The sequence below is a fragment of the Anaerolineales bacterium genome, assembly GCA_019637805.1.
Lineage (GTDB): Bacteria > Chloroflexota > Anaerolineae > Anaerolineales > UBA11579 > JAMCZK01.
This window is the reverse complement of the sequence record JAHBVB010000002.1, coordinates 339,430-360,685: the sequence shown is the minus strand read 5'-3', so window position 1 is coordinate 360,685 and position 21,256 is coordinate 339,430. Positions and strand designations below refer to the sequence as shown.

Below are 21,256 nucleotides of genomic sequence, written 5' to 3'. Positions count from 1 at the left end.
AGGCAAGGGGCAGAGTCCTTCTTACGTTGTGGTCAACTACGAAAGACGGCTAAGGTGACAACTTCGCCATCCAGCTTGTGCTCCTCGCTGTAGGCGTCGGCCGCTGGGGTGTCCTCGCTCAGCTGCTCGCTGAGCGTTTCGGCTTTAATGTAGTCGGCCCAGTCGGTCAGGACGGCGGCGAGAGGGCCGGCGGCCTGGTAGCTGGTGTGGATGCGGTCTTCGATGTTGAAGCCGGCCTTCTTGCGCATGTCCTGGATGCGGCGCACGATCTCGCGGGCGGTGCCTTCGGCCTTGAGCTCCGGCGTCAGCGCGGTGTCCAGGCCGACGGTGACGCCTTTGTCGGCCGCCACCGCCAGGCCTTCGGCCGGCTGGCTGCTGACCAAGATCTCGTCGGCGGCCAACGCGTGCGCCTGGCCGCCCAGATGCACTTCCACGCTTTCGCCGCGGTCGAGCTGGGCTTTGACCCCCGCCGGATCCAACGCTTCGAGGGCCTTGCGCAGTGCTGGGAAATCGGCGCCAAAGCGCGGGCCGAGCTTGACGTTGTCCGGCTGCAGGCGATAGGTCACCAGTTCGCCGGCGTCCTGGACGAAGAGCAAGGCTTTGACGTTGAGCTCGTCCTGGACGATTTCGGTCAGGTAGTCCGGCAGGCTGCTGGCCGCCCCGCCGGCGTGCACACGCACGGCGGCCAGCGGCTGGCGGACTTTAAGATTCGCATTGCCGCGGGCGCTGAGGCCCAGGCTGGCCACTTGGCGGGCCAGACCCATCTGCGCCACCAGGGCGTCATCCTGCGCGGCCGGGTCGGCCAGGGGCCAACGCGTCATGTGGACACTGGAGTGCGCATCCGCATTCTGGTTGACAACCAGATTCTGATAGATCTCCTCGGTGACGAAGGGCGTAAGCGGGGCGATCAGGCGCACCAGCTTGACCAGCACATGGTACAGCGTGGCGTAGGCCTGGCCCTTGTCGGCGTCCTGCTCACTGCGCCAGAAGCGGCGCCGGCTGCGGCGCACATACCAGTTGGTCAGGTCATCGATCAAGGCTTCGACGGCCAGCGTGCTGGCGAAAGCGTCCCAATTGTCCAGCGAATGGCTGACCTGAGTGACGGTCTGGTTGAGGCGCGCCAGGATCCAGCGGTCGAGCGGATTCTCGGACTGGGGCGTGGCGCCTTCGGGGTGATCCGCGTCAAAAGCGGCGGCGTCCGGCGTCCAGCCGTCCAAGCGGGCGTAGGTGGCGAAGAAGCTGTAGACATTCCACAGCGGGATGAGGAAGCGGCGGCGCACATCGTCGGCCTTGTTGTAGCCGAAGAGCAGGTTGTTCTCCGGCTTTTGTGCGGCGTACATCCAGCGCATCACATCCACGCCCATCTTGTCGGCGGCTTCGTTGAATTCAATGGAGTTGCCGGCGCTTTTATGCATGGGCTTGCCCTGCTCATCCAACAGAGTGGAATAGCTGAACAGGTTGAGGAAAGGCGCGGTCTCGGCCAGCACGGTACCCATGGCCAAGAGGCTGTAAAACCAATTGCGGAACTGGCCGGGGAAGCTTTCGCTGATCCAATCGGCGGGGAACCATTTGTTCCAATAGTCCGGTTCCTGGCGGTAGCGCAGGGTGCTGAAGGGCACCACACCGGCGTCCAGCCAGGGGTTGCCCACATCGGGGATGCGGCTCATTTGGCCGCCGCAATGCTCGCAGGCTAACTTGACCGCGTCGATGTAAGGGCGGTGCGGGGTGTGGCCGGCGAATTCATCCCAGCCCGCCACGGCGCGTTCGTGCAGTTCGGTGTTGCTGCCCAACACGGTGTGCTGGCTGCAATCGTCACAGACCCAGATGGGCAGCGCCAGACCCCAGTAGCGCTTCTTGCTGATCATCCAGTCGTGCATGTTGCGCAGCCAATCCATCTCTCGGGCGTGGCCGAACTCCGGCACCCAGCGGATCTGGTCGACGACGTCCATGATCTGATAACGCAGGCTGGCGTCTTTCTCGGCCTGGGTCAGATCCTGGCGGGGCTTGTCGTACGTCTGGCCCATGCTGATGAACCATTCGTCCACCACGCGCCAGACCAGCTCGGTCTTGCAGCGCCAGCAGGTGGGATAGCGGTGGGTGTAGTCGCTGGTGTGGTAGAGGATGCCCTTGCGCTCCAGCGCGTCGAGGATGGGCTGGCGGGCTTCGTTGACGTCTTTGCCCTGCAGCCAATCGGCAGTGCCGGGCAGGAAGCGGCCCTCGTCGTCGATGCAGACCACGACGGGCAGCTGCTGCTCGCGGCCCAGGCGGTAGTCGTCGGCGCCGCAGCCGGGGGCGATGTGCACGATGCCGGTGCCTTCTTCTTCCCCCACTCCATCCCAGAGGATGACGCGGTGGGCCTGGGCCGCGTTCTGGCTGATGCCTTCTTTGATCTCGGCCACTTCGGTGAAGCCGCCCTCAGCCTGGGCCGGGGCGAGCTCGTCGAAGGGGCCGTCATAGGCCCAGCCTTCCATCTCGCGGCCCTGCAGCTCGGCCAGCAGTTCGTGCTCGCCCTGCAGCATGCCCAGCGTACCCTTGGAGAGGTAGTACACCTGCTCGCCCTGGCGCACTTTGGCGTAGGTCAGGTCAGGGCCGACGGCGGCGGCCACGTTGCTGGGCAGCGTCCAGGGTGTGGTGGTCCAGATCAGCAGGCTTTCGTTCTGGCGGCCGCGCAGCGGGAAGCGCAGGGTGACGGTGCGGTGGGTGACTTCTTTGTAGCCATCCGACTCGATCTCGTGCTGGCTGATACCGGTGGCGCAGCGCGGGCACCAGGGCATCGAGTCGGCCCCACGGTAGAGCCAGCCCTTCTCCCAGCATTTCTTGAGGAAGGCCCAGATGATGTAGTTGTTCTCGTCGCTGAAGGTGAAGTAGCTGCCGCCCAGCTCGGGCATGCCCAGGCGGCCGACGATCTGCTCGGCGGTGCCTTCGGCGATGCCGGCCGGCCCTTGATATTCGATGACCTGCCCGGGGTTGGCGGCCAACTGCTCGCCCAGCCAGCGCAGTTGGTCTGGCGAGTCCCACTCCATCCAGTAGCCCAGGCGGATGGACTGCTCGGTCTGCACCGCGGCATAGCGCAGCACGCGCTCTTTGCAGCGCAGCACGAAGCTGGCCAGACCGTAGGCTTCGATGTCGCGTTTGCTGGCGAAGTTGAGCTCCTTTTCCACCTCGACCTCGACCCACAGGCCCTGGCAGTCGAAGCCCTGCTGGTAGCGCAGTTCGCGGCCTTGCATGGCGTAATAGCGATTGTAGAGGTCTTTGTAGGTGCGGCCCCAGCCATGGTGCACGCCCATCGGGTTGTTGGCGGTGATGGGGCCGTCAACAAAGCTCCACTTGGGCGCGCCCAGGCGCAGACTGCGCAGCTTGGCCAGCGCCTGGGTCTCGTCCCAGAATTTGAGGATGGAATGCTCCATCGCAATGAAGTCGAGTTTGTTGGGTACTTCGCGAAATGCCATGTTGTGTTGCTCCTTGTTTGGCTAAGCCATAAGCCATACGCTATAAGTGCAGCTGTTAGCCACTAGCTATTCACTAAAAGCTAGGCGCTAAAGCAAAACTCTCGTCCTGCACACTGAATTCAGTGTGCAGGACGAGAGTTTTGCTCCCGCGGTACCACCTGCATTCTACGCTTGGCGTAGCACTCTGTCGAAGACTACGATCAGCAAGCTGAGCATACATCTCCGCGCCCGGTAACGGTGGGCGGGCCGTATCGCTTACTAGGCCGGTGGCCGTTCAGGTCTAGGCTCGGAAAGGATCTTCGGCCCGCTGGACTGCCCCGGCTCTCACTCTCCCGGGGTCGCTTGCCAGCCGTGACGGGCGTACTCGTTTTCGTCTCAGCCTGTGGGCGCATTATGCCACAAAAAGCTATTAGCGATTGGCTCTTAGCCGCAAGCTGTCAGGGGTAGCTATCGGACGGCCTTGTATAATTCTTTTCGACGGTAGCTATGAAGATCTTTGAACGTCTGACCGAGATGCTGGCCACGCCGGGCCTGCCGCGCTGGCGGGTGTTTTCATTGGCCTTGCTGATCCCGATAGGGCTGTCGATGTTCCTGGGCGACCTGTTCGGCCAGGAAGAGGCGGGCTACAACCCGCTGGCCCTGGGGCTGGGCGGCTTGTTCTTCCTCAGCCAGGCGGCCCTGTTGGTGCTGGAGGGCCAGTTGCGCCGCAAGACGGGCGTATTGCTGATCCTGCTGCTGTTTGGCCTGGGACTGCTGTATTTGGCGTTTAGCCAGGGATAACTCGACGGACTCAATGAGTAAAGAAAACGGCCCGCATTGCTGCGGGCCGTTTTGGTTTGGCTCTTACGCCAACGCCTAGATTACGGGCGTTACGTCTTGGGCTTGGGGGCCTTTTTGGCCCTGGGTGACGGTAAATTCTACCTTCTGGCCCTCTTGCAGGTTGCGGAAGCCATCGCCGCTGATCGCGCTGAAGTGTACAAAGACATCTTCACCACCATCGCGAGCAATGAAACCGAAACCCTTTTCGCCGTTAAACCATTTGACGGTGCCTTGGATTCTGTCTGCCATGATTAGGAACTCCTTTCTTGCGTTTTTTCAGTTACACAGGAGTTCCAATTTGAAGCAAATGCCCCCAGTTTGAAAACTGCCACTGCTAACTAACAATGAGAGTGTAACAGGTTTCGATGGATTATATATAGGCGGAACGTTAGAGTTTGGGCCACCTCGGAAAGCATCTTTCGGACGCAGGTGGCTAGCTAAACACTACCAACGCACCCGTTTCGTCCAGGGGAATTGACACAAAGTTACAGCCCAGTAACCAGCCATTCTGCGAGGGAGAGCAGCTATTTCCATGCTAGGCTGCAGTGGCCCGAACACGAACTTGTTGTTGCAAGCGTTGTTGAACTCTATTGTAAATAGCAATGTCTTCCTCTAGATGTTCCATAGTTATCGCTAGGGCATAACGCTGGGTAGCAAGATTATCCTCAGTGGCCCAGCCGGATTTGCACTTTATCAAAAGGTGAAGCGTATCACCCTGATATTCCTGAAGCGCTCTATTCCGAGAAAACTCAAAATATCCTTTCTGCAAAGTGCCTTTGCTTCTCAATCGCACCCTTGGCTCCATTGGACATGCATGTGCCTTGCCGAATTGTTCTGGCTGAAAGCCTTGGGGCCTTTCAGCGTACCAATCAACAATTTGATCAATAGTAAGCCCCCTAAAAAGATTAAATTCCATGAAACACCCCAAATATTCAAGTCTAGTTGTTCTGACTGGTGGATCATAAGCCAGAGTTACGCTTATCCTCCGCCTTCCTGCACCTGAGGAAAATTCTTCAGGTATCGGTACTTCGTAAAGATGGAGTTTGTCTATTCCAATTTCATCTTCAGCAACCAAAGTTACTCTTTGATCACTTGAATACAATGCCTTCTTGGGGTCTGGTCGCCCATAGCCCACCATCCGAAGTAGTTCAGGCAAGTTATAACGCCGATTGAACGTCGCAGGGATTTCCGAAGAGGCACCAATCAAAGCTCTAATCAAATTAGCCGAACTATGGGGATACTCCCTTAATAGCAGGCCGGCAAGATGGGAAACTTTGGCTGCAGCATAACTTGTACCCTTATCAAAGGTAAACAAGCGTTGCAAGAATTCATGGTTAGTTGAAACAATTTCTTGCTCAGGATCATTAGTAAAGCCATCCACATATCGCGACCAAATAAAACTGCCACCCTCTTCAACAACATCTGGTTTTATCGAGCCGTTTACTCCCGGGCCAACTCTAGTAAAGGGGGAGGGGAAATGTAGTGGGGCAAAAACCCTAAATCCAGGGTCATTTCCATTTGCTACAGCATGATAGCTATTCTCTGAATTAACTAAACTCCCCACCGTCAATGCATTAACAGCTGTGGCAGGTTCAATTATTCTCGATTCGTCATCCAGTAAGTGATCTGGATATCGAGATATTATCATATTTGCGTCAGGGCCAGTGACGCCTTGAACCGTGGTTTGATTTCCACTAGAGACCACAATGACTATGTCCAAATCCCGTGCAAGTACATCAAGAATATAAGCCCATGAAGAAGGTCTTCCCCCCATGTATATCTGCTCTTCATCGCCCAGAGAAATATTAAATACCCGGCAGTTGTATTCCCCGTGCAAAGTTCGAATTGCATCAGCCATTTGGTTTACGATCAATCGCTCATCGTCAAATCTATTGTCTTTGTTCGTAACCTTGACACAATAGATGAATATCTGTGGCTCAAAGCTCCCAGCACTTATTGCCTTGCTTACATCGCCACAAAGAACTAAGCCAGACACCTTTGTTCCATGCCCATTATCATCAACCCCGTCTCCAAACCTAGCGGGAATTGCTCGGACATCCCCAATTGCTTGAGCAAGCAACGGATGGCTGGAGACAACACCACTATCAATTATGCACACACCTGGACTTCCTTCCGGTGGAGGGCCCAGGATTTCTAATGCATCAATTGAAGTTCCTATCTGCTCACTTACAAGAACCGAAGGTTCAGGAGGAAGTTCTATTCTTTGAACAATATCGATCCCTAATAGTCTTTTAAGGCTTTCACCGTGTACGCTAATCCGCGACAAGCTCACAAATTCATTTTCGAAGTTATCAAGAATGCGTCCGTTATTTTCAATAACAAAGTTAGTGAGCTGAAGACGCCGACTATGTTGCTCTTCTACGCTGCCATAGACCCATATTTCTACATCAACAATATATTCCAAATGATCAACGATTTCCCTTTTCTCAAGTTTTGTCCCCATACGATCTTGCGCTCCCCATAAATGCATATCTGTGGTTACAGACGCAACCCAATTGTAGCTAGGGTTTTTTTGATTCGGCGGTATTTCTCCACTATATGATTCGATTTTCGATTGAAACCCAGACAGCTGGTCGGGAGAAAACAATACAACAACTCCACCTGGTTCTTCTGCCAGTACAGTTAAACTGGTTCGCTTTAATTCGATTTCGTCAATGCTTCCCTCCAATTTAAGGGCAAATATCATCGCTGGATCAAATCTTGGTGGTAGTTCACGATGTTGGGATTCAAAGTCTTGTTTCAGAAGATTAATGCTCTCAAGAATTTCTTTACCATGTTGTCTATTGTCCCGACGGGGTCTAGAACCCGGCCCTCCAATTTTTCTTCTGGGACGCTCAATATTCAGTTTTTCGAAATTTAAATGCTGGTGCTGATTTGAGTCTGCCATTACTATCCCCAAAAAGGAATTCAAGAATTTTGAAGTATTACACCCATTCGGTTTTTTTGCATCTCCACCGCTTTGCGAAAAAACACATTGGTGACCTCTGATTCTCCAGCAATTATCACCATTTTTATAGCATCAATCGTTGCCCTCTCTATATCTGCATGTGACCAGCCATGCATAGAACTGATAAAACTATCAATATTTAAACCAGAATGCGGAAATCCCCTCAGTCTCATTGCTACAAGTTTCCTGATTTCATCTGGTTCGGGCTTATTAAAGTATACGATCTCGTCAAACCTCCTCCAAATAGCCCTGTCAAGAAGAGTTTCGTGATTAGTGGCAGCTATTAAAATACTATCAGACATAAAGTTATCGAGAAGTTGCAGAAAAGTGTTTACTACTCGCTTTAATTCACCATGCTCGCCAATGTCTTGTCGAGATTTTCCTATGGCATCAAATTCATCAAAGAAAACCACCCATGTCCCCTTTTGCGCAAATTCAAACACTTTCCGCAAATTCGCCGCAGTTTCTCCAAGTAAGGAAGAAATAACTGCATCAAAACGAGTATAAAGAAGTGGTAGTCCTAGTTCAGTTGCGAGTGCCTCAGCAGTGACTGTTTTTCCACATCCGGGAGGACCGGCAAATAAAATTTTCTGTTTTGGTCTCAATCCATAAGTTCTCAGAACTGAACCATCTCTAAACTCATCCAATATAGTGGTTATTTGGTCGGCAATATCAGGACTTAGTACAAGATCCGACAACATTCTGTTAGAAGATTTAACCTCAACTAACAAAGTTCCTTTGTCTTTATCCTGTGGTAAACGTTCAAAAGACCTATCGGCCGGAATAAACTTGTGATCATTACCATTATTGAGTATTTTTTGCAAATCTTCGGCAAGAACATTGTGGTTTTTCTTCTTCTCTTCTGCAATAACCTCCAAGGCAGCACTATAGAAAGCATCGGTATCTTGCCTCTTAAAACTGCGAAACAGTTTCTTTAATAAATCCCCAGATGCCATTCAAAAAACCTTTCGCGACAATAGTATCGACGAGTTCTCAAAACAACAAGCATGCTCTACAGCCCCCACCTGACGAACGCCAGCAGGTGCAGCAGCACCAGCAAGGGCAGACTCCCGGTTTTTCGCCAGAAATAGCCGGCCAGCACACCGTTGGAGAGCATGGCGAACTGGGTCAGCACCGAGGCCGGCGGGAAGACGCTGGGGTCGCCGCGGCTGACGATCAGCAGCGGCAGCATGGCGCCGGCGAAGTACAGGGCGGCCTGGGCGAACAGCGCCCAACGGCCCGGCAGTACCTGCGCCAGGCGCGTCTGCAGGAAGACGCGGAAGTACAGTTCATAGCCGATGACAGTCAAGAAGACGATGAGCAGGGCGGGCAGCAGGTTGGCCCCTATCTGGCTAAAGTCCAGCATCAAGCCGGGGATCAGCGGCCGGTGGGTAGCCAGGAGCTGCGCCTCGCTGGGGGGCAGCAGGCCGCCAAACAGGCGGCTGAGGCCGACGGCCACGGCGGCCACCACGGCCAGCACGATCAGCTCACGCCCGGTGGGCCAGCGCAGGCCCCAGGCGGCCCGGCCATAGCGCAGCGCCGCCAGGGTCAGGGCGGCCAGGATGCCGGGCGCCAGGAAGACCACCGGGCCGCCGCCGCCCGCCACGAAGGGCCAGGCGATGTAGAAAACCACAAAGCCCAGCAGGCCGATCCACAGTTCGGGGCCGGGGCGGCGGATGCGCTCGCGCGGCGCGTCTTCCCAGGGCAGGTACTGGCGGGCGATGTAAAAGGTCACGGCCAAGATCAGCAGCTCAGCGCCGAAGCCGCGCACGGCCTCCCATTGGCCCAGCAGCGGCCAGGTCACGGCCAGGCCCAGCAGCATGAGTACGATAATCAAGATGCCGACATCGGCGGTGTTTTCGAGTTTGGGAAGTTTCATCGCAGCTCCACAGCGGTTATTTATTGGATGGTGAGCCTAGTATAAACCAGACAGGCAAGCCTGTCTTGCCCAAGGGCGCCCGGGCCTGCCCCACGATGACGGATGGGAACAAAAAAACGCCGCCGGGGGTCCGGCGGCGTTTTGGGTTGACTGGTCTGTGACTTAGTTAGATCACAGTCACGTCTTGGGCTTGGAGGCCCTTTTGGCCCTGGGTTACCGTGAATTCAACACGCTGGCCCTCTTCCAAATTGCGGTAGCCATCGCCGCTGATGGCGCTAAAGTGAACGAAAACATCTTCGCCGCCATCGCGGGAGATGAATCCGAAGCCCTTAGAGCCATTGAACCATTTCACGGTTCCCTGTTCGCGTTCAGCCATTGGGATTGGAACTCCTTTCCTTATTTTTCCGGATCCAGTGTTCCAACTCGAGAAGCCTACCCCCCGTATTAGAACTGCCTGTATACCAGTAAATATCGTATCATTTTTTGAACAAACCTACAATAGAACGCCAAGAGGCAAAATCTGCCGGTTCCCGGGGTGTATAATGCCGTCCATGCGCTCCTCACAGGCCCTGGTGCTGGCAATGGCTGTCTTGTGGCTGGCGGCCTGCGCGCCCCCGGCGCCGACGGCCACACCCACCCCGGAGGCCAGCGCCACCCAGCCGCCCACGGCGACCGCCACCGCCAGCCTGACCCCCAGCCCAACCAGCACGCCCACGATCACGCTGACCCCCAGCGAAACGCCGACGCCCAGCGCCACGCTGAGCCCCACGCCGGAGTTCAGCTGGGGCGTGGTCAACGTGGCCCAGGCTTCCTGCCGCTACGGCCCGGGCGGCGCTTACCTGCTGCGCGACACGGTGTATGAAGGCGACGTGGTCAACGTATTGGGCCATATGCAGCTGAACGAGAACTGGTGGTACATCGAGCAGGTGGAGCGCAGCCACAAGCGCAAATGCTGGGTGAGCCAGGAACTGATCAGCCTGGGCGTGGACCGCAGCCTGGTCTACCCGATCGACAATCCACACCTGGTGCTGCCCTACACCACGCAGCCTTACGACCCGCTGAAGGGCGTCTCCGCCCGGCGCACTGGCAATATCGTCACTGTGCAGTGGGAACCCTTCGATTGGCTGCCCGGCGACCAGCACAGCCAGGACAAGTACCTGGTGGAGGCCTGGGTGTGCCAGGGCGGCGTGTATTTGTTCCGCGCTTACGGCACCAGCCGCACTTCCCTGGAAATTCAGGACGACGCCGGCTGTGACCAGCCCTCGCGGGCGCGGGCCTTCGGCTCAGACAAGCACGGCTACACCGGCTGGGTCGGCGTGCCCTGGCCGCCCTAAGCGTGATGCGCACTCCCCTGCCCCTCCTGCTATTGGCCGTGCTGCTGGCAGCCTGCGCCGCCCCCCCGGCCGCCGCGCCGAGCGCAACGCCCACGCTGGCTGAGGCCAGCCCTACCAACAGCCCCGTGCCACCCAGCGCCACGTCCCTGCCGAGCGAGACACTCACCCCCATCCCGACCGATACCGCCACGCCCACGCTGACGCCGACCTATGTCAGTTCGCTGCGCGCCAAGGTGGTGGTGGACGGGCGGCTGAGCTGCCGCATCGGGCCGGGGGCGCCCTATTTGTTCCATTTCACCTTTGCCGGCGGAAGCACGATCGAGCTGCTAGGCCGCATGGAGCACAGCCCCAGCCCCTGGGTGCTGGCGCGCGCCATCGGCGGCACCAACCGCTGCTGGGTGAACGGCGGCCCGGACTATTTGGATATCCAGGGGGACCCGCTTTCACTGCCGCCCACAGACCCGCACGTGGTCATGGCCTGGTCCAGCTACTACGGTCCGATGAGCAACATCCGCGCCGAGCGGTTGGGCAGCCTGATGACGGTGAGCTACAGCGGCCTGGTGCTGGAGCCTTCGCGCGGCGACGACTCAGGCCAGGTGCCGTATGTGCTGGAGGCCTGGGTGTGCCAGGGCGGTGAATTCGTCTTTGTGGCGCTGGGCTCGTATGGCTATACCATCGAGGTGGAAGATGAGCCGGGCTGTGAGCAAGCCTCCCATGGCCGGGTCAGCGCGGCGGAGAAGCACGGCTATGTGCGCTTTGTGGACGTGGACTGGCCCAGCTATTCTGCTGAAGATTAGGGGTGCGGGTAGATCCCGTTGTATTGCGGATCTTCGGCCAGGTAGAGGATGGCCGTAGCGTCGCCGGGATTAAGATATTGGGGGGTATTCATGGTGGTCACCGTACCTGTGTAGTCCGTCCCATCCAGCCTGAATATGTAATTGATGATCCAAGGGCTGCGCCCATTGATCTGCACTGAGTAATTCTGGCGCACTTCAGTGATCTCGCCTCTAGTGGTGAGTCCTTCGCGCAGCACTTTGAGCAGGCGCTGGGCCAGGGTAAAGCGCCAATAGAAAACGCCGGCGGCGGCGGCCAGCATTACCACGCCCACCAGAAACAAAGGGATCCCGATCAGGGCAGTCACAACCCCCACGATCAGCCCCAAACCGGCGGGGATGAAGCTGATGGCCAGCATCAAGAACACAAAGGCGGTAATCGACCAGCCATCAGTCACCAACCAGCGCCAGATGAAACCACCCGACATTTCGCGCGGCGGCGACGGCGGGATCTGCAAACCGCTGCGCTTGCGCTCGGCTGCCTGCTGCTGCGGTGTGGGCAGCGGCGCGCCGCAGTTCTTGCAGTTGGATTGGAACTCAGCATGGTTGGTGCCGCACCATGGGCAGGTGATGTACATGCGCCGGATTATAAAGTCTATACCCAAATTTGGGTTTGACCCTGGGACGCTAGCTCACTATACTTTAGCTATGACTAAATCTGGCAAGGCCGTGCGTGAGCTGCACTCGCAGTCGATTGAGGATTACCTCAAAGCCATTTACGAATTGACCCGCGGCGAGAAGCGCGCCTCCACCAATGCGCTGGCCGAGTATTTGAGCGTGGCCCCCGCCTCGGTGACTGGCATGCTGCAAAAGTTGGCGGCGGGCCAGCCGGCGCTGGTGGAGTATCAGAAGCACCAGGGCGTGCGCCTGACCCAAGACGGCGAACGGGCCGCGCTGGAAACCCTGCGCCACCACCGCCTGCTGGAGCTGTTTCTGCACCAGGTGCTGGGCTACGAGTGGGATGAGGTGCATGAGGAAGCCGACCGGCTGGAGCACTTCATCTCCGAGCAGTTTGAAGAGCGCATTGCGGCCGCCCTGGGCAACCCCAGCCTGGACCCGCACGGCGACCCCATCCCGCGCCTGGACCTGAGCCTGCCCGACTCTTCGCACACGCCGCTGAGCAGCCTGCGGGCCGGCCAGCAGGCTACCGTGGTGCGCGTGCGCGACACGGACGCCGAGCTGCTGCGCCACCTGAGCCAGCTGGGCCTGGTGCCGCAGGCCGAGGTGGGGGTTAAGAGCTATTCGGAATTCGACGGCAACCTGAGCGTGCAGGTGGCCGGGCAGGAGAGCGAGGTCGTGCTGGGGCCGCGGGTCACCAACCAGGTCTATGTAGAGGTGAAATGAGCCACGACCATTCGCATTCAGGCGCGCACGCGCACCCTCATGGCGGCGACAACATCAAGCTGGCCTTCTTTCTCAACCTGGGCTTCGCCATTCTGGAGATCATCGGCGGACTGTGGACCAACAGCCTGGCGATCCTGAGCGATGCGCTGCACGACTTCGGCGACAGCATGTCGCTGGGGCTGGCCTGGTATCTGGAGCGCTATTCCAAGAAATCCGAGGACGCCAAATTCACTTACGGCTACCGGCGCTTCTCGCTGCTAGGCGCCTTCATTAACACGGTGATCCTGCTGGCTGGCTCGCTGTATATGATCAGCGAGGCCGTGCCGCGGCTGCTGAACCCGCAGGAGACCAATGCGCAGGGCATGCTGCTGTTGGCGATCATCGGCATTGTGGTCAACGGCTTTGGGGCGCTGCGTCTGCGGGACGAAAATTCGATGCATGCCCGCGTGGTGGCCTGGCACCTGATCGAAGATGTGCTGGGTTGGGCGGCGGTGCTGGTGGCCAGCATCGTGATGATGTTCACCAACCTGCCGATCCTGGACCCGATCCTGTCGATCTTGATCTCGATCTACATTTTGTACAACGTGGCGCGCAACCTGCGCAAGACCGTGGCGTTGTTCCTGCAGGCCGTGCCCGAAGAGCTGGACACCAGCGGCATCCAGAAAGCGGTCGAAGCCCTGCCGGGCGTGCAGGCCACCCACCACATGCACGCCTGGTCGCTGGAAGGCGAGAACCACGTGCTGACCATGCATGTGATGGTGGCGGAGGACACGCCGCGCCATGAGGTCATGGCTCTGCGCGAGCGCATCCGCGCCCTGCTACACGACAAGCATTTGCTGCACACCACCATTGAAATCGAGTACGGCCCTGACGATTGCATGCTGGCCGAGGCTCACGCTCACTAATTACCCTCAGCGCCCACTTTGCAGTGGGCGCTGACTTTTTAAAAACTGACACTTGACAAATATATCGGTATTGATAAACTTATATTTAGTCATACCTAAATTCCAAGGAGCACAGTTTTATGCCTTCTCGATACCAAACCGCATTCGCCCTGCTGTTGGCTGGGGCCCTGCTGATGAGTGCCTGTGCCGCCCCGGCCAACCCAGACGCTGAGGGCAAGATCAATGTCGTCACCACCATCGGCCAGATCGCCGATGCCGCCGCCATTGTGGGCGGCGAACATGTGCACGTCACCGGGCTGATGGGCGCCGGCGTGGACCCGCACTTGTATGTCGCCTCCGAAGGCGATGTGACCATCCTGCAGGAAGCCGAGATCATTTTCTACAATGGCTTGTACCTGGAAGCCCAGATGAACCAGATCCTGGAACAGATCCGCGAGTACAAGACCGTAGTGGCCCTGGCCGAGAGCATTCCGGTTGGAGAGCGCCTGGCCTCGCCGATCTACGATGATGAGTACGACCCGCATGTCTGGTTCGATGTTCAGCTGTGGCAGTATGTAGTCGGCGCCGTCCGCGATGCTTACATCGACTTTGACCCCGAGAACGCCGCCGACTACCAGGCCAATGCGGCGGCCTACCTGGCCGAGCTGGAAGCCCTGGACGCCTATGTGCGCGAGCAGGCCGCCCGCCTGCCCGCCGAACAGCGTGTCCTGATCACCGCCCACGACGCTTTCAATTATTTCGGGCGGGCCTATCAGTTCCGCGTGCTGGGTCTGCAAGGCATCAGCACGCAGTCTGAAGCTTCGACCGCCGATGTGCAGGAGCTGACGGCTTTCATCGTGCAGAACCAGGTGCCGGCAGTCTTCATCGAATCCTCGGTGCCAGTGCGCAACGTGGAAGCGCTGCAGGAGGCAGTGGCCGCCCGCGGGTTTGAGGTCAGCATTGGCGGGCAGCTCTTCTCGGATGCGATGGGCAGCCCCGGCACGCCGGAAGGCACTTACCTGGGCATGGTGCGTCACAACATTGACACGATCGTCTCCGCTCTGCTGGGAGAGAAATGAGGCCAACTTGGAAGAGCAGCTAGCGGTTCAAATTAACGACCTGACCGTCGCCTATCAGGAAAAAGCTGTCTTGTGGGACGTCGACCTCGACGTCCCACAAGGTATTTTGATGGCGATTGTCGGCCCCAACGGCGCCGGCAAGACCACTCTGCTGAAAGCCACCCTGGGCCTGCTGCCGACGGCGGCCGGCCAGGTGGCGATCTTTGGCAAGCCTTACGCGGAGCAACGCCGCCTGGTGGGCTATGTGCCGCAGCGCGGCAGCGTGGACTGGGACTTTCCCACCAGCGTGCTGGACGTGGTCATGATGGGCAACTACGGCAAGCTGGGTTGGGTGCGCCGCCCGGGCGCAGCCGAGCGCAAAGCCGCCGAGGCCGCCCTGGAGAAAGTGGGCATGAGCGACTATGCCCAGCGCCAGATCAGCCAGCTCTCCGGCGGGCAGCAGCAGCGCACTTTCCTGGCGCGGGCCTTGGTGCAGGATGCGCAGATCTACTTTATGGATGAGCCCTTCCAGGGCGTGGACGCCACCACGGAGCGGGCGATCGTGGAGCTGCTGAAGGAGCTGCGCGCCGCCGGCAAAACCGTGCTGGCCGTGCACCACGACCTGCAAACCGTGCCGGAGTATTTTGACTGGGTCACGCTGCTGAACGTGCGCCGCATCGCCAGCGGCCCGGTGGCTGAGGTGTTCACCGAGGACAACCTGCGCGCCACTTACGGCGGACGGGTGTCCTTCCTCAGCGCGGCGCGCAAGGAAGCCGCATGAACTGGTGGGACTTGCTGACCAGCCTGGTCACCGACCATACCGTGCGCACTGTGGCGCTGGGCACGGCCACCCTGGGCGCGGTGAGCGGAGTGCTGGGCGCCTTTGCGGTGTTGCGCCGCCAAAGCCTGCTGGGCGATGCGCTCTCGCATGCCGCCCTGCCCGGCGTGGCCCTGGCCTACATGCTCACCGGCGCCAAGACCCCGCTGGTGCTGATGCTAGGCGCGGGGTTGACCGGCTTTTTGGCCATCGGCTTGTTCTTCGTGATCACGCGCAACACGCGCATCAAAGAAGACGCCAGCCTGGGCATTGTGCTCTCCAGCTTCTTCGGCGTGGGCCTGTTGCTGCTCACCTTTCTGCAGCGCAACCCGGATGCACGCCAAGCCGGGCTGAACACCTTCCTGTTCGGGCAGGCCGCCGCCCTGCTGACCCGTGATGTGGTCACCATGGCCGTATTTGGCGGGCTGGCGCTGCTGGTGGTGGCGCTGCTGTGGAAAGAATTCAAGCTGCTTAGCTTTGACAAAGACTTTGGCAGCAGCCTGGGCCTGCCGACCCGAGGCCTGGACCTCCTGCTGACCTCGCTGCTGGTGGTGGCCATCGTGCTGGGGCTGCAAGCCGTAGGTGTGGTGCTGATGAGCGCCATGATTGTAGCCCCCGGGGCGGCGGCGCGGCAGTGGACCGACGACCTGGCGCGCATGGCGCTGCTTTCCGCCTTTTTCGGCGCCCTGGCCGGGGTCAGCGGCGCGCTGATCAGCAGCCTGGGCAGCGGCCTCTCCACTGGGCCGGTGATCGTGCTGTGCGCCAGCGCCATCGTGCTCTTCTCGCTGCTGCTGGCGCCCAACCGCGGCCTGGCCTGGAACGCCTGGCGCAACTGGCGCAGCCGCAACCGGCTGCGCACCGAAGCCGTGCTGCTGGACCTGTACCGCATGAGCGCCCAACACAGCGACCCGACCGAACCGCACCCGGTCAGTGCCCTGGCCGCAGTCACCGGGGCCGCGGCCCTGCGCCGCAGCCTGCAAACGCTGCAGGGGCGCGGGCTGGTCAGGCCGGGCGAGAACAACTGGTGGGCGCTGACCGCGCAAGGGCTGGCCGAGGCGCAGCGCATGGAAGCCGCCCCGGCGCACAAGGAGACGCAATGAGCAGCGCGCAAATTGAAATCCAACTGATCGGCCTGGTGGTGGCGGCCGCCTGCGCCCTGCCCGGCGTGTTCCTGGTGCTGCGCGGCATGGCCATGATGAGCGACGCGATCAGCCATACGGTGCTGCTGGGTATTGTGCTGGGCTTTATGGCACTGGGCGACCTGGAATCGCCCTGGCTGATCATCGCCGCCGCTGGCATGGGTTTGATCACGGTCAGCTTGACGGAACTGCTGAACCGTACCAAGCTGGTCAAGCAGGACGCGGCGATCGGCCTGGTGTTCCCGGCCCTGTTCAGCCTGGCGGTCATCCTGATCTCCCGCTTTGCCCGCGGCGTGCATCTGGACACCGACGCGGTGCTGTTGGGCGAGCTGGCTTTTGCACCCTTCAACCGCGTGGAGCTGCTGGGGCTGTCTGTGCCGCATTCGCTGGCGCTGATGGCCGTGGTTTTGCTGATCAACATCGCCTTCATCGCCCTGTTCTACAAGGAACTCAAGCTGGCCACCTTTGACGCCGGGTTGGCCATGGCGCTGGGCTTTTCCCCCGCGTTGATCCACTACAGTCTGATGGCCCTGGTCTCAGTGACCGCGGTAGGCGCCTTTGACGCGGTCGGCTCGATCCTGGTGGTTGCCTTTATGGTCGTGCCCGGGGCGGCCGCTTACCTGCTGACCGACAAACTGGAGCGTATGCTACTGTATGCGGTGCTGATCGGCGCGGCCGGCACGATCGGCGGCTATTGGGCAGCCCGCTGGCTGGACGCCAACATCGCCGGCTCGATGGCCACGATGATCGGCCTGCTGTTCGTGCTGTGCCTGCTGCTGGCGCCGCAACGCGGCCTGGTGGCCATCGCCGCCCGCCGGCGGCGGCAGCGCTGGCAATTCGCCCAGACGATGCTGACCATCCACCTGCTGCACCACGAAGGCACGCCCGAGGCGCGCGTGGAAAACCGCCTGGATCATTTGCACGACCACTTGCGCTGGGAGGCCCAGTTCGCCCAACAAGTGGTGCAGCGCGCCCGTGAGGGCGGGCTGATCCGCCTCGCGAACGACCATCTGGAATTGACAGCCCAGGGACGCCAGATGGCCGAACAAAACCTGAGAGCTTAGAGAGAAAGAGCTGAGGGCGAGCCCCTCGGCTCTTTTCTTTAACAAGGCTGATTTATAATGGTGAAAAGGGTCACTTATGCGAATTGCATTCTTTACTGAAGTCTTCTTGCCCAAGGTGGATGGCATTGTGGTTACCCTGACCCATTTGCTCAACTACCTGAAGGAGCAAGGACACGAGAGCATTATGTTTGCGCCGAAAGGCTCCGTGGATTCATACGCCAACACGGAGATCTTTGCGCGCATGAGCGTGCAAGTGCCCCTGTACCCGGAACTGCGTGTGGCCCTGCCCGTGGCGCGGGTCGAAAAAGAGCTGATCAAGTTCAAGCCGGACATTATCCACCTGGTCAACCCGACCTCGCTGGGGTTGGCTGGCCTGCGTGCGGCGCGCAAGAACCACATCCCTGTGGTGGCTTCGTATCACACAGACGTGCCAGGCTTTGCGCGACGCTGGAAGCTGGGCTTCCTGGCCCAGCCGATCTACGGCTATTACCGCTGGGTGCACAACCAGGCGGATCTGAACCTGACCCCCTCTGAGTTCACCCTCAACCAGCTGAAAGACAAAGGCTTTGAACGCCTGGCGGTCTGGTCCGGCGGCGTGGATGTGGAACGCTTCCAAGCCAACAATGCCGACCCGGAAATGCGCCTGCGCCTCTCCGGCGGCGAGCCGGAGAAGCCGCTGATCATCTTCGTCAGCCGCCTGTCGCGCGAGAAGCGCTGCGACTGGCTGGTGCCGGTGGCCAAGCAGATCCCGGGCGTGCGGATCGCCATCATTGGCGATGGGCCGGACCGGCCGCGGCTGGAACGCTTGTTTGCCGGGACGGATACGCTCTTCACCGGCTATCTGCACGGCGAAGAGCTGGCCAGCGCGTTCGCCTCCGGCGACATCTTCGCCTTCACCGGCGCGGAGGAGACCTACGGCAACGTGGTGGCCGAAGCGATGGCCTCCGGGCTGCCGGTGGTGGCGCCCAATTCCGGCGGAGTGATCGACCTGGTGGAACATGGCGTCACCGGCCTGCTCTACGACCCCGAAGACGCCCAAGCGCTGCTGCAAAGTGTGGTCGAACTGGCCACCGACCTGGAACTGGCCAAGCGCATGGGCGCCGCCGGGCAGATCAAGGCGCGCAAATATGCCTGGGAACTGACACTGAAGCAATTGTTGGACGTGTACAGCGACGTGATCGAAAAAAGCCGCGAGCTGCAGGCCTAGCGTGCGACCCCAGGCCCTCTTCTTCGATCTGGACGACACCCTCTACCCGCGCAGCAGCGGCATCTGGACGGGCGTGCGCTCCCGCATTGAGCAGTACATGCACGAGCGTTTGAATATCCCGGCCAGGGGCATCACCGCCCTGCGGGATGAGCTGCTGGCCACCTACGGCACCACCCTGCAAGGGCTGATGGCCACCTATCAGGTGGACCCAGATGATTACTTGCTGTATGTGCACGACCTGCCCATCGAGGATATGCTGCGGCCCAACGCCCGGCTGAACAAGATGCTGGCGGATCTGCCGCAACAGAAATGGATCTTCACCAATGCCAGTCTGGAGCACGCCCGCCGGGTGCTGGGCGCCCTGGGGGTCAGCCGCTACTTCAATGGCATTGTGGACATCAAGGCCATGGGGTTTCGCAACAAGCCGCAGCCCGAGGCTTACCTGATGGCCCTGGACAGCACCGGCCTGCCGGCGGCGGCCTGCCTGTTCGCCGACGACCAGGCCCGCAACCTGGACCCGGCCAAGCAGCTGGGGATGAGCACTGTGCTGGTGGGCACGCGTGAGCCGCACCCAGCCGCGGATTACAGTGTGTCGGTGATCGAAGAGCTGTTGGAAGTGGTGCCCGGACTGGTAGAATAATCCCAGTGCCGATTCAAAACGTGCTCCTGATCATTGGCATCACTGTGCTGGCGGCCATCGCCATCAATCTCTTTTTGCTGGCGCTGCACCGCCCGGGCAAACTGAATGAATTCCATTTCTTCTCGCGTCTTGCAAATGTAGCCCGCAACCCCTGGAAGGGCGAAGATGATCGCCTGAGTGAGCTCTCCCGGAGAGTGCAAGCCTTGCGCGCCGGGGATGAAGAAGACAGCGAGGCGTAGCGCTCAGGGTTTTATGCCGTTCTAATAGAGCTATGCTACGCTGGCTGATACCAAATTTCCACGTTCAAAGGATCATTTAATGAAATCATCTCGCCCTATTGTTTACGTTTTGGCTGGGATAGCCGTAGCGGCCATGTTGTGCGTCTGCTCCATCGGTGCAGTGGCGGCAGGCATGTTCCTGTTCAGCGATGAGATCAACAGCGCTCTGGACAACCCCCTGGACCTGCTGACCGAGTTCAATGCCGGCCCGACCCAGGTGCCCCAACCCCTTTCCGGGGAGAACCCCGACCTGGAGAAGCTTTTCGCCCCGATGTGGGAGAGCCGCCGCTACCTGCGCAACGACTTTGTTTCGCAGCCAGTGGATGATGAGGTGCTGGCGGAAGGCGCCTTGGACGGCCTGCTAGGCTACCTGGAGGAACAAGGGGTCAGCCTGGACGCGCTGAGCGTGACGGCCGGCAGCCCCAGCGCCGAAGCGCTGGCGGCTGAGGCCGAGACGCCGCAGGAAGCCCAGGCTGCTTTTGCACCCTTCTGGGAGGCCTGGCACACGGTGCAGTTCAGCCAAACTGAGGTCAGCGGCAGCTATCAGGACCTGCTGCGCGCCTCGCTGCGCTCGATGGTGGAAGCGCTGGGCGACCCGCACACCGCCTACATGGACCCGGACCAACTGCGCCAATCCAACATTTCACTGGACGGCGAGTATGAAGGCATTGGCGCCTATGTGGACACCACCACGGAATATGTGACCATCGTCACGCCCATCTCCGGCTCGCCGGCAGAGGCCGCCGGCCTGCGCCCCGGCGACCAGGTGTTGGCTGTGGATGGCACCGACATGACCGGCATTCCCGGCGATGCGGTGATCGGCTACATTCTGGGGCCGGAAGGCACCCGCGTCACGCTGACCATCCGCCGCGAAGGCGAGCCGACCTTCGATGTGACCATCGTGCGCGCCCACATCAGCATCCCCAGCGTGGAAGGCGAGATGCTGGATGAAGGCATCGCCTATATACAGCTCAACACTTTTGGCGCCAACACCGACCGTGAGATGCGCGCCATCCTCGAAGATCTGCTAGCGCAGAACCCCAAGGGCCTGATCCTGGACCTGCGCAACAATGGCGGTGGATACTTGAACACCGCGGTGAGTCTGACCTCCGAGTTCCTTAAAGAAGGCATCGTGCTGATCGAGGAGTACGGCAACGGCGAGCGCGACCAGTACAACGTGCTCAGCGGCGGCCTGGCCACCGAGATCCCGATGGTGGTGCTGGTGAACAATGGCAGCGCTTCGGCTTCGGAGATCCTGGCAGGCGCCCTGCAGGACTACGGCCGGGCGCCGCTAGTGGGTGAGACTACTTTCGGCAAAGGCTCGGTACAAACCCCGGCGACCCTCTCCAATGGCGAAGGGGCCTTGCGCATCACGATCGCCCACTGGCTGACATCCAAAGACCGCTTGATCCATGGGGTTGGCCTGGAGCCTGACTATGTCGTGGCGCTGACGGAAGAAGACTTTGCCCAGGACCTGGACCCCCAACTGGACAAAGCGATTGAATTAATCAACGAGCGCTAAAGCTCACGAGGAGGAACTTTT

General features: G+C 59.7%; 20 protein-coding genes. 13 read left to right on the top strand and 7 right to left on the bottom strand.

Annotation, left to right across the window (positions count from 1 at the left end):
• Positions 1-32: 32 nt before the first annotated feature.
• Entirely contained in the window at positions 33-3,449 is a 3,417-nt protein-coding gene (locus KF885_07375; protein ID MBX3048977.1) for a class I tRNA ligase family protein, read from the bottom strand.
• A gap of 486 nt (positions 3,450-3,935) precedes the next feature.
• Here KF885_07375 and KF885_07370 point away from each other — a divergent pair, with 486 nt between their 5' ends.
• Positions 3,936-4,229: a hypothetical protein gene (locus KF885_07370; protein MBX3048976.1), complete on the top strand. Its 294-nt coding sequence runs from the start codon at positions 3,936-3,938 to the stop codon at positions 4,227-4,229.
• A gap of 75 nt (positions 4,230-4,304) precedes the next feature.
• Here KF885_07370 and KF885_07365 read toward each other — a convergent pair whose 3' ends face one another.
• From KF885_07365 to KF885_07345, 5 genes are all read right to left on the bottom strand, one after another.
• On the bottom strand, positions 4,305-4,517 hold the full coding sequence (locus KF885_07365) for a cold shock domain-containing protein (protein MBX3048975.1): 213 nt from the start codon (positions 4,515-4,517) through the stop codon (positions 4,305-4,307).
• A gap of 286 nt (positions 4,518-4,803) precedes the next feature.
• Entirely contained in the window at positions 4,804-7,176 is a 2,373-nt protein-coding gene (locus KF885_07360; protein ID MBX3048974.1) for a S8 family peptidase, read from the bottom strand.
• 20 nt (positions 7,177-7,196) lie between these two features.
• Positions 7,197-8,192: an ATP-binding protein gene (locus tag KF885_07355; protein ID MBX3048973.1), complete on the bottom strand. Its 996-nt coding sequence runs from the start codon at positions 8,190-8,192 to the stop codon at positions 7,197-7,199.
• A 56-nt stretch (positions 8,193-8,248) separates the two neighbouring features.
• Positions 8,249-9,115 (bottom strand): CPBP family intramembrane metalloprotease, encoded by an 867-nt coding sequence (locus tag KF885_07350; protein ID MBX3048972.1) that lies wholly within the window; start codon positions 9,113-9,115, stop codon positions 8,249-8,251.
• Between the two features lie 166 nt (positions 9,116-9,281).
• Positions 9,282-9,491, bottom strand: coding sequence for a cold-shock protein (locus KF885_07345; GenBank protein MBX3048971.1), 210 nt, complete (start codon positions 9,489-9,491; stop codon positions 9,282-9,284).
• A 175-nt stretch (positions 9,492-9,666) separates the two neighbouring features.
• Here KF885_07345 and KF885_07340 point away from each other — a divergent pair, with 175 nt between their 5' ends.
• Both KF885_07340 and KF885_07335 read left to right on the top strand, forming a co-directional pair.
• A complete protein-coding gene (locus KF885_07340; GenBank protein ID MBX3048970.1) occupies positions 9,667-10,449 on the top strand; it encodes a hypothetical protein in 783 nt (260 codons plus the stop codon).
• A gap of 5 nt (positions 10,450-10,454) precedes the next feature.
• Positions 10,455-11,246 (top strand): hypothetical protein, encoded by a 792-nt coding sequence (locus tag KF885_07335; protein MBX3048969.1) that lies wholly within the window; start codon positions 10,455-10,457, stop codon positions 11,244-11,246.
• Here the strand turns inward: KF885_07335 and KF885_07330 are convergent.
• A complete protein-coding gene (locus tag KF885_07330) occupies positions 11,243-11,860 on the bottom strand; it encodes a hypothetical protein (protein ID MBX3048968.1) in 618 nt (205 codons plus the stop codon). The two genes, KF885_07335 and KF885_07330, sit on opposite strands and share 4 nt — an antisense overlap.
• A 70-nt stretch (positions 11,861-11,930) precedes the next feature.
• On the opposite strand from KF885_07330, the gene KF885_07325 reads away from it, so the two are divergent.
• The 10 genes from KF885_07325 to KF885_07280 all read left to right on the top strand — a co-directional run bounded on the left by KF885_07325 (position 11,931) and on the right by KF885_07280 (position 21,235).
• Entirely contained in the window at positions 11,931-12,626 is a 696-nt protein-coding gene (locus KF885_07325; protein ID MBX3048967.1) for a metal-dependent transcriptional regulator, read from the top strand.
• Positions 12,623-13,531, top strand: coding sequence for a cation transporter (locus tag KF885_07320; GenBank protein ID MBX3048966.1), 909 nt, complete (start codon positions 12,623-12,625; stop codon positions 13,529-13,531). The genes KF885_07325 and KF885_07320 overlap by 4 nt, the downstream gene beginning before the upstream one ends.
• Positions 13,532-13,650: 119 nt before the next feature.
• Positions 13,651-14,589: a zinc ABC transporter substrate-binding protein gene (locus KF885_07315; GenBank protein MBX3048965.1), complete on the top strand. Its 939-nt coding sequence runs from the start codon at positions 13,651-13,653 to the stop codon at positions 14,587-14,589.
• Positions 14,492-15,349 (top strand): metal ABC transporter ATP-binding protein, encoded by an 858-nt coding sequence (locus tag KF885_07310; protein ID MBX3048964.1) that lies wholly within the window; start codon positions 14,492-14,494, stop codon positions 15,347-15,349. Before KF885_07315 ends, KF885_07310 begins: the two co-directional genes overlap by 98 nt.
• On the top strand, positions 15,346-16,485 hold the full coding sequence (locus KF885_07305) for a metal ABC transporter permease (GenBank protein ID MBX3048963.1): 1,140 nt from the start codon (positions 15,346-15,348) through the stop codon (positions 16,483-16,485). The genes KF885_07310 and KF885_07305 overlap by 4 nt, the downstream gene beginning before the upstream one ends.
• Entirely contained in the window at positions 16,482-17,588 is a 1,107-nt protein-coding gene (locus KF885_07300) for a metal ABC transporter permease (GenBank protein MBX3048962.1), read from the top strand. The genes KF885_07305 and KF885_07300 overlap by 4 nt, the downstream gene beginning before the upstream one ends.
• Positions 17,589-17,664: 76 nt before the next feature.
• Positions 17,665-18,795, top strand: a complete 1,131-nt coding sequence (locus KF885_07295) for a glycosyltransferase family 1 protein (GenBank protein ID MBX3048961.1) — start codon at positions 17,665-17,667, stop codon at positions 18,793-18,795.
• 1 nt (position 18,796) lies between these two features.
• Positions 18,797-19,435 carry a pyrimidine 5'-nucleotidase gene (locus tag KF885_07290; protein ID MBX3048960.1) on the top strand — a complete coding sequence of 213 codons (639 nt, stop codon included), beginning with the start codon at positions 18,797-18,799 and terminating at the stop codon, positions 19,433-19,435.
• 5 nt (positions 19,436-19,440) lie between these two features.
• A complete protein-coding gene (locus KF885_07285; GenBank protein ID MBX3048959.1) occupies positions 19,441-19,674 on the top strand; it encodes a hypothetical protein in 234 nt (77 codons plus the stop codon).
• A gap of 79 nt (positions 19,675-19,753) precedes the next feature.
• A complete protein-coding gene (locus tag KF885_07280; protein MBX3048958.1) occupies positions 19,754-21,235 on the top strand; it encodes a S41 family peptidase in 1,482 nt (493 codons plus the stop codon).
• The last annotated feature ends 21 nt before the right edge of the window (positions 21,236-21,256 follow it).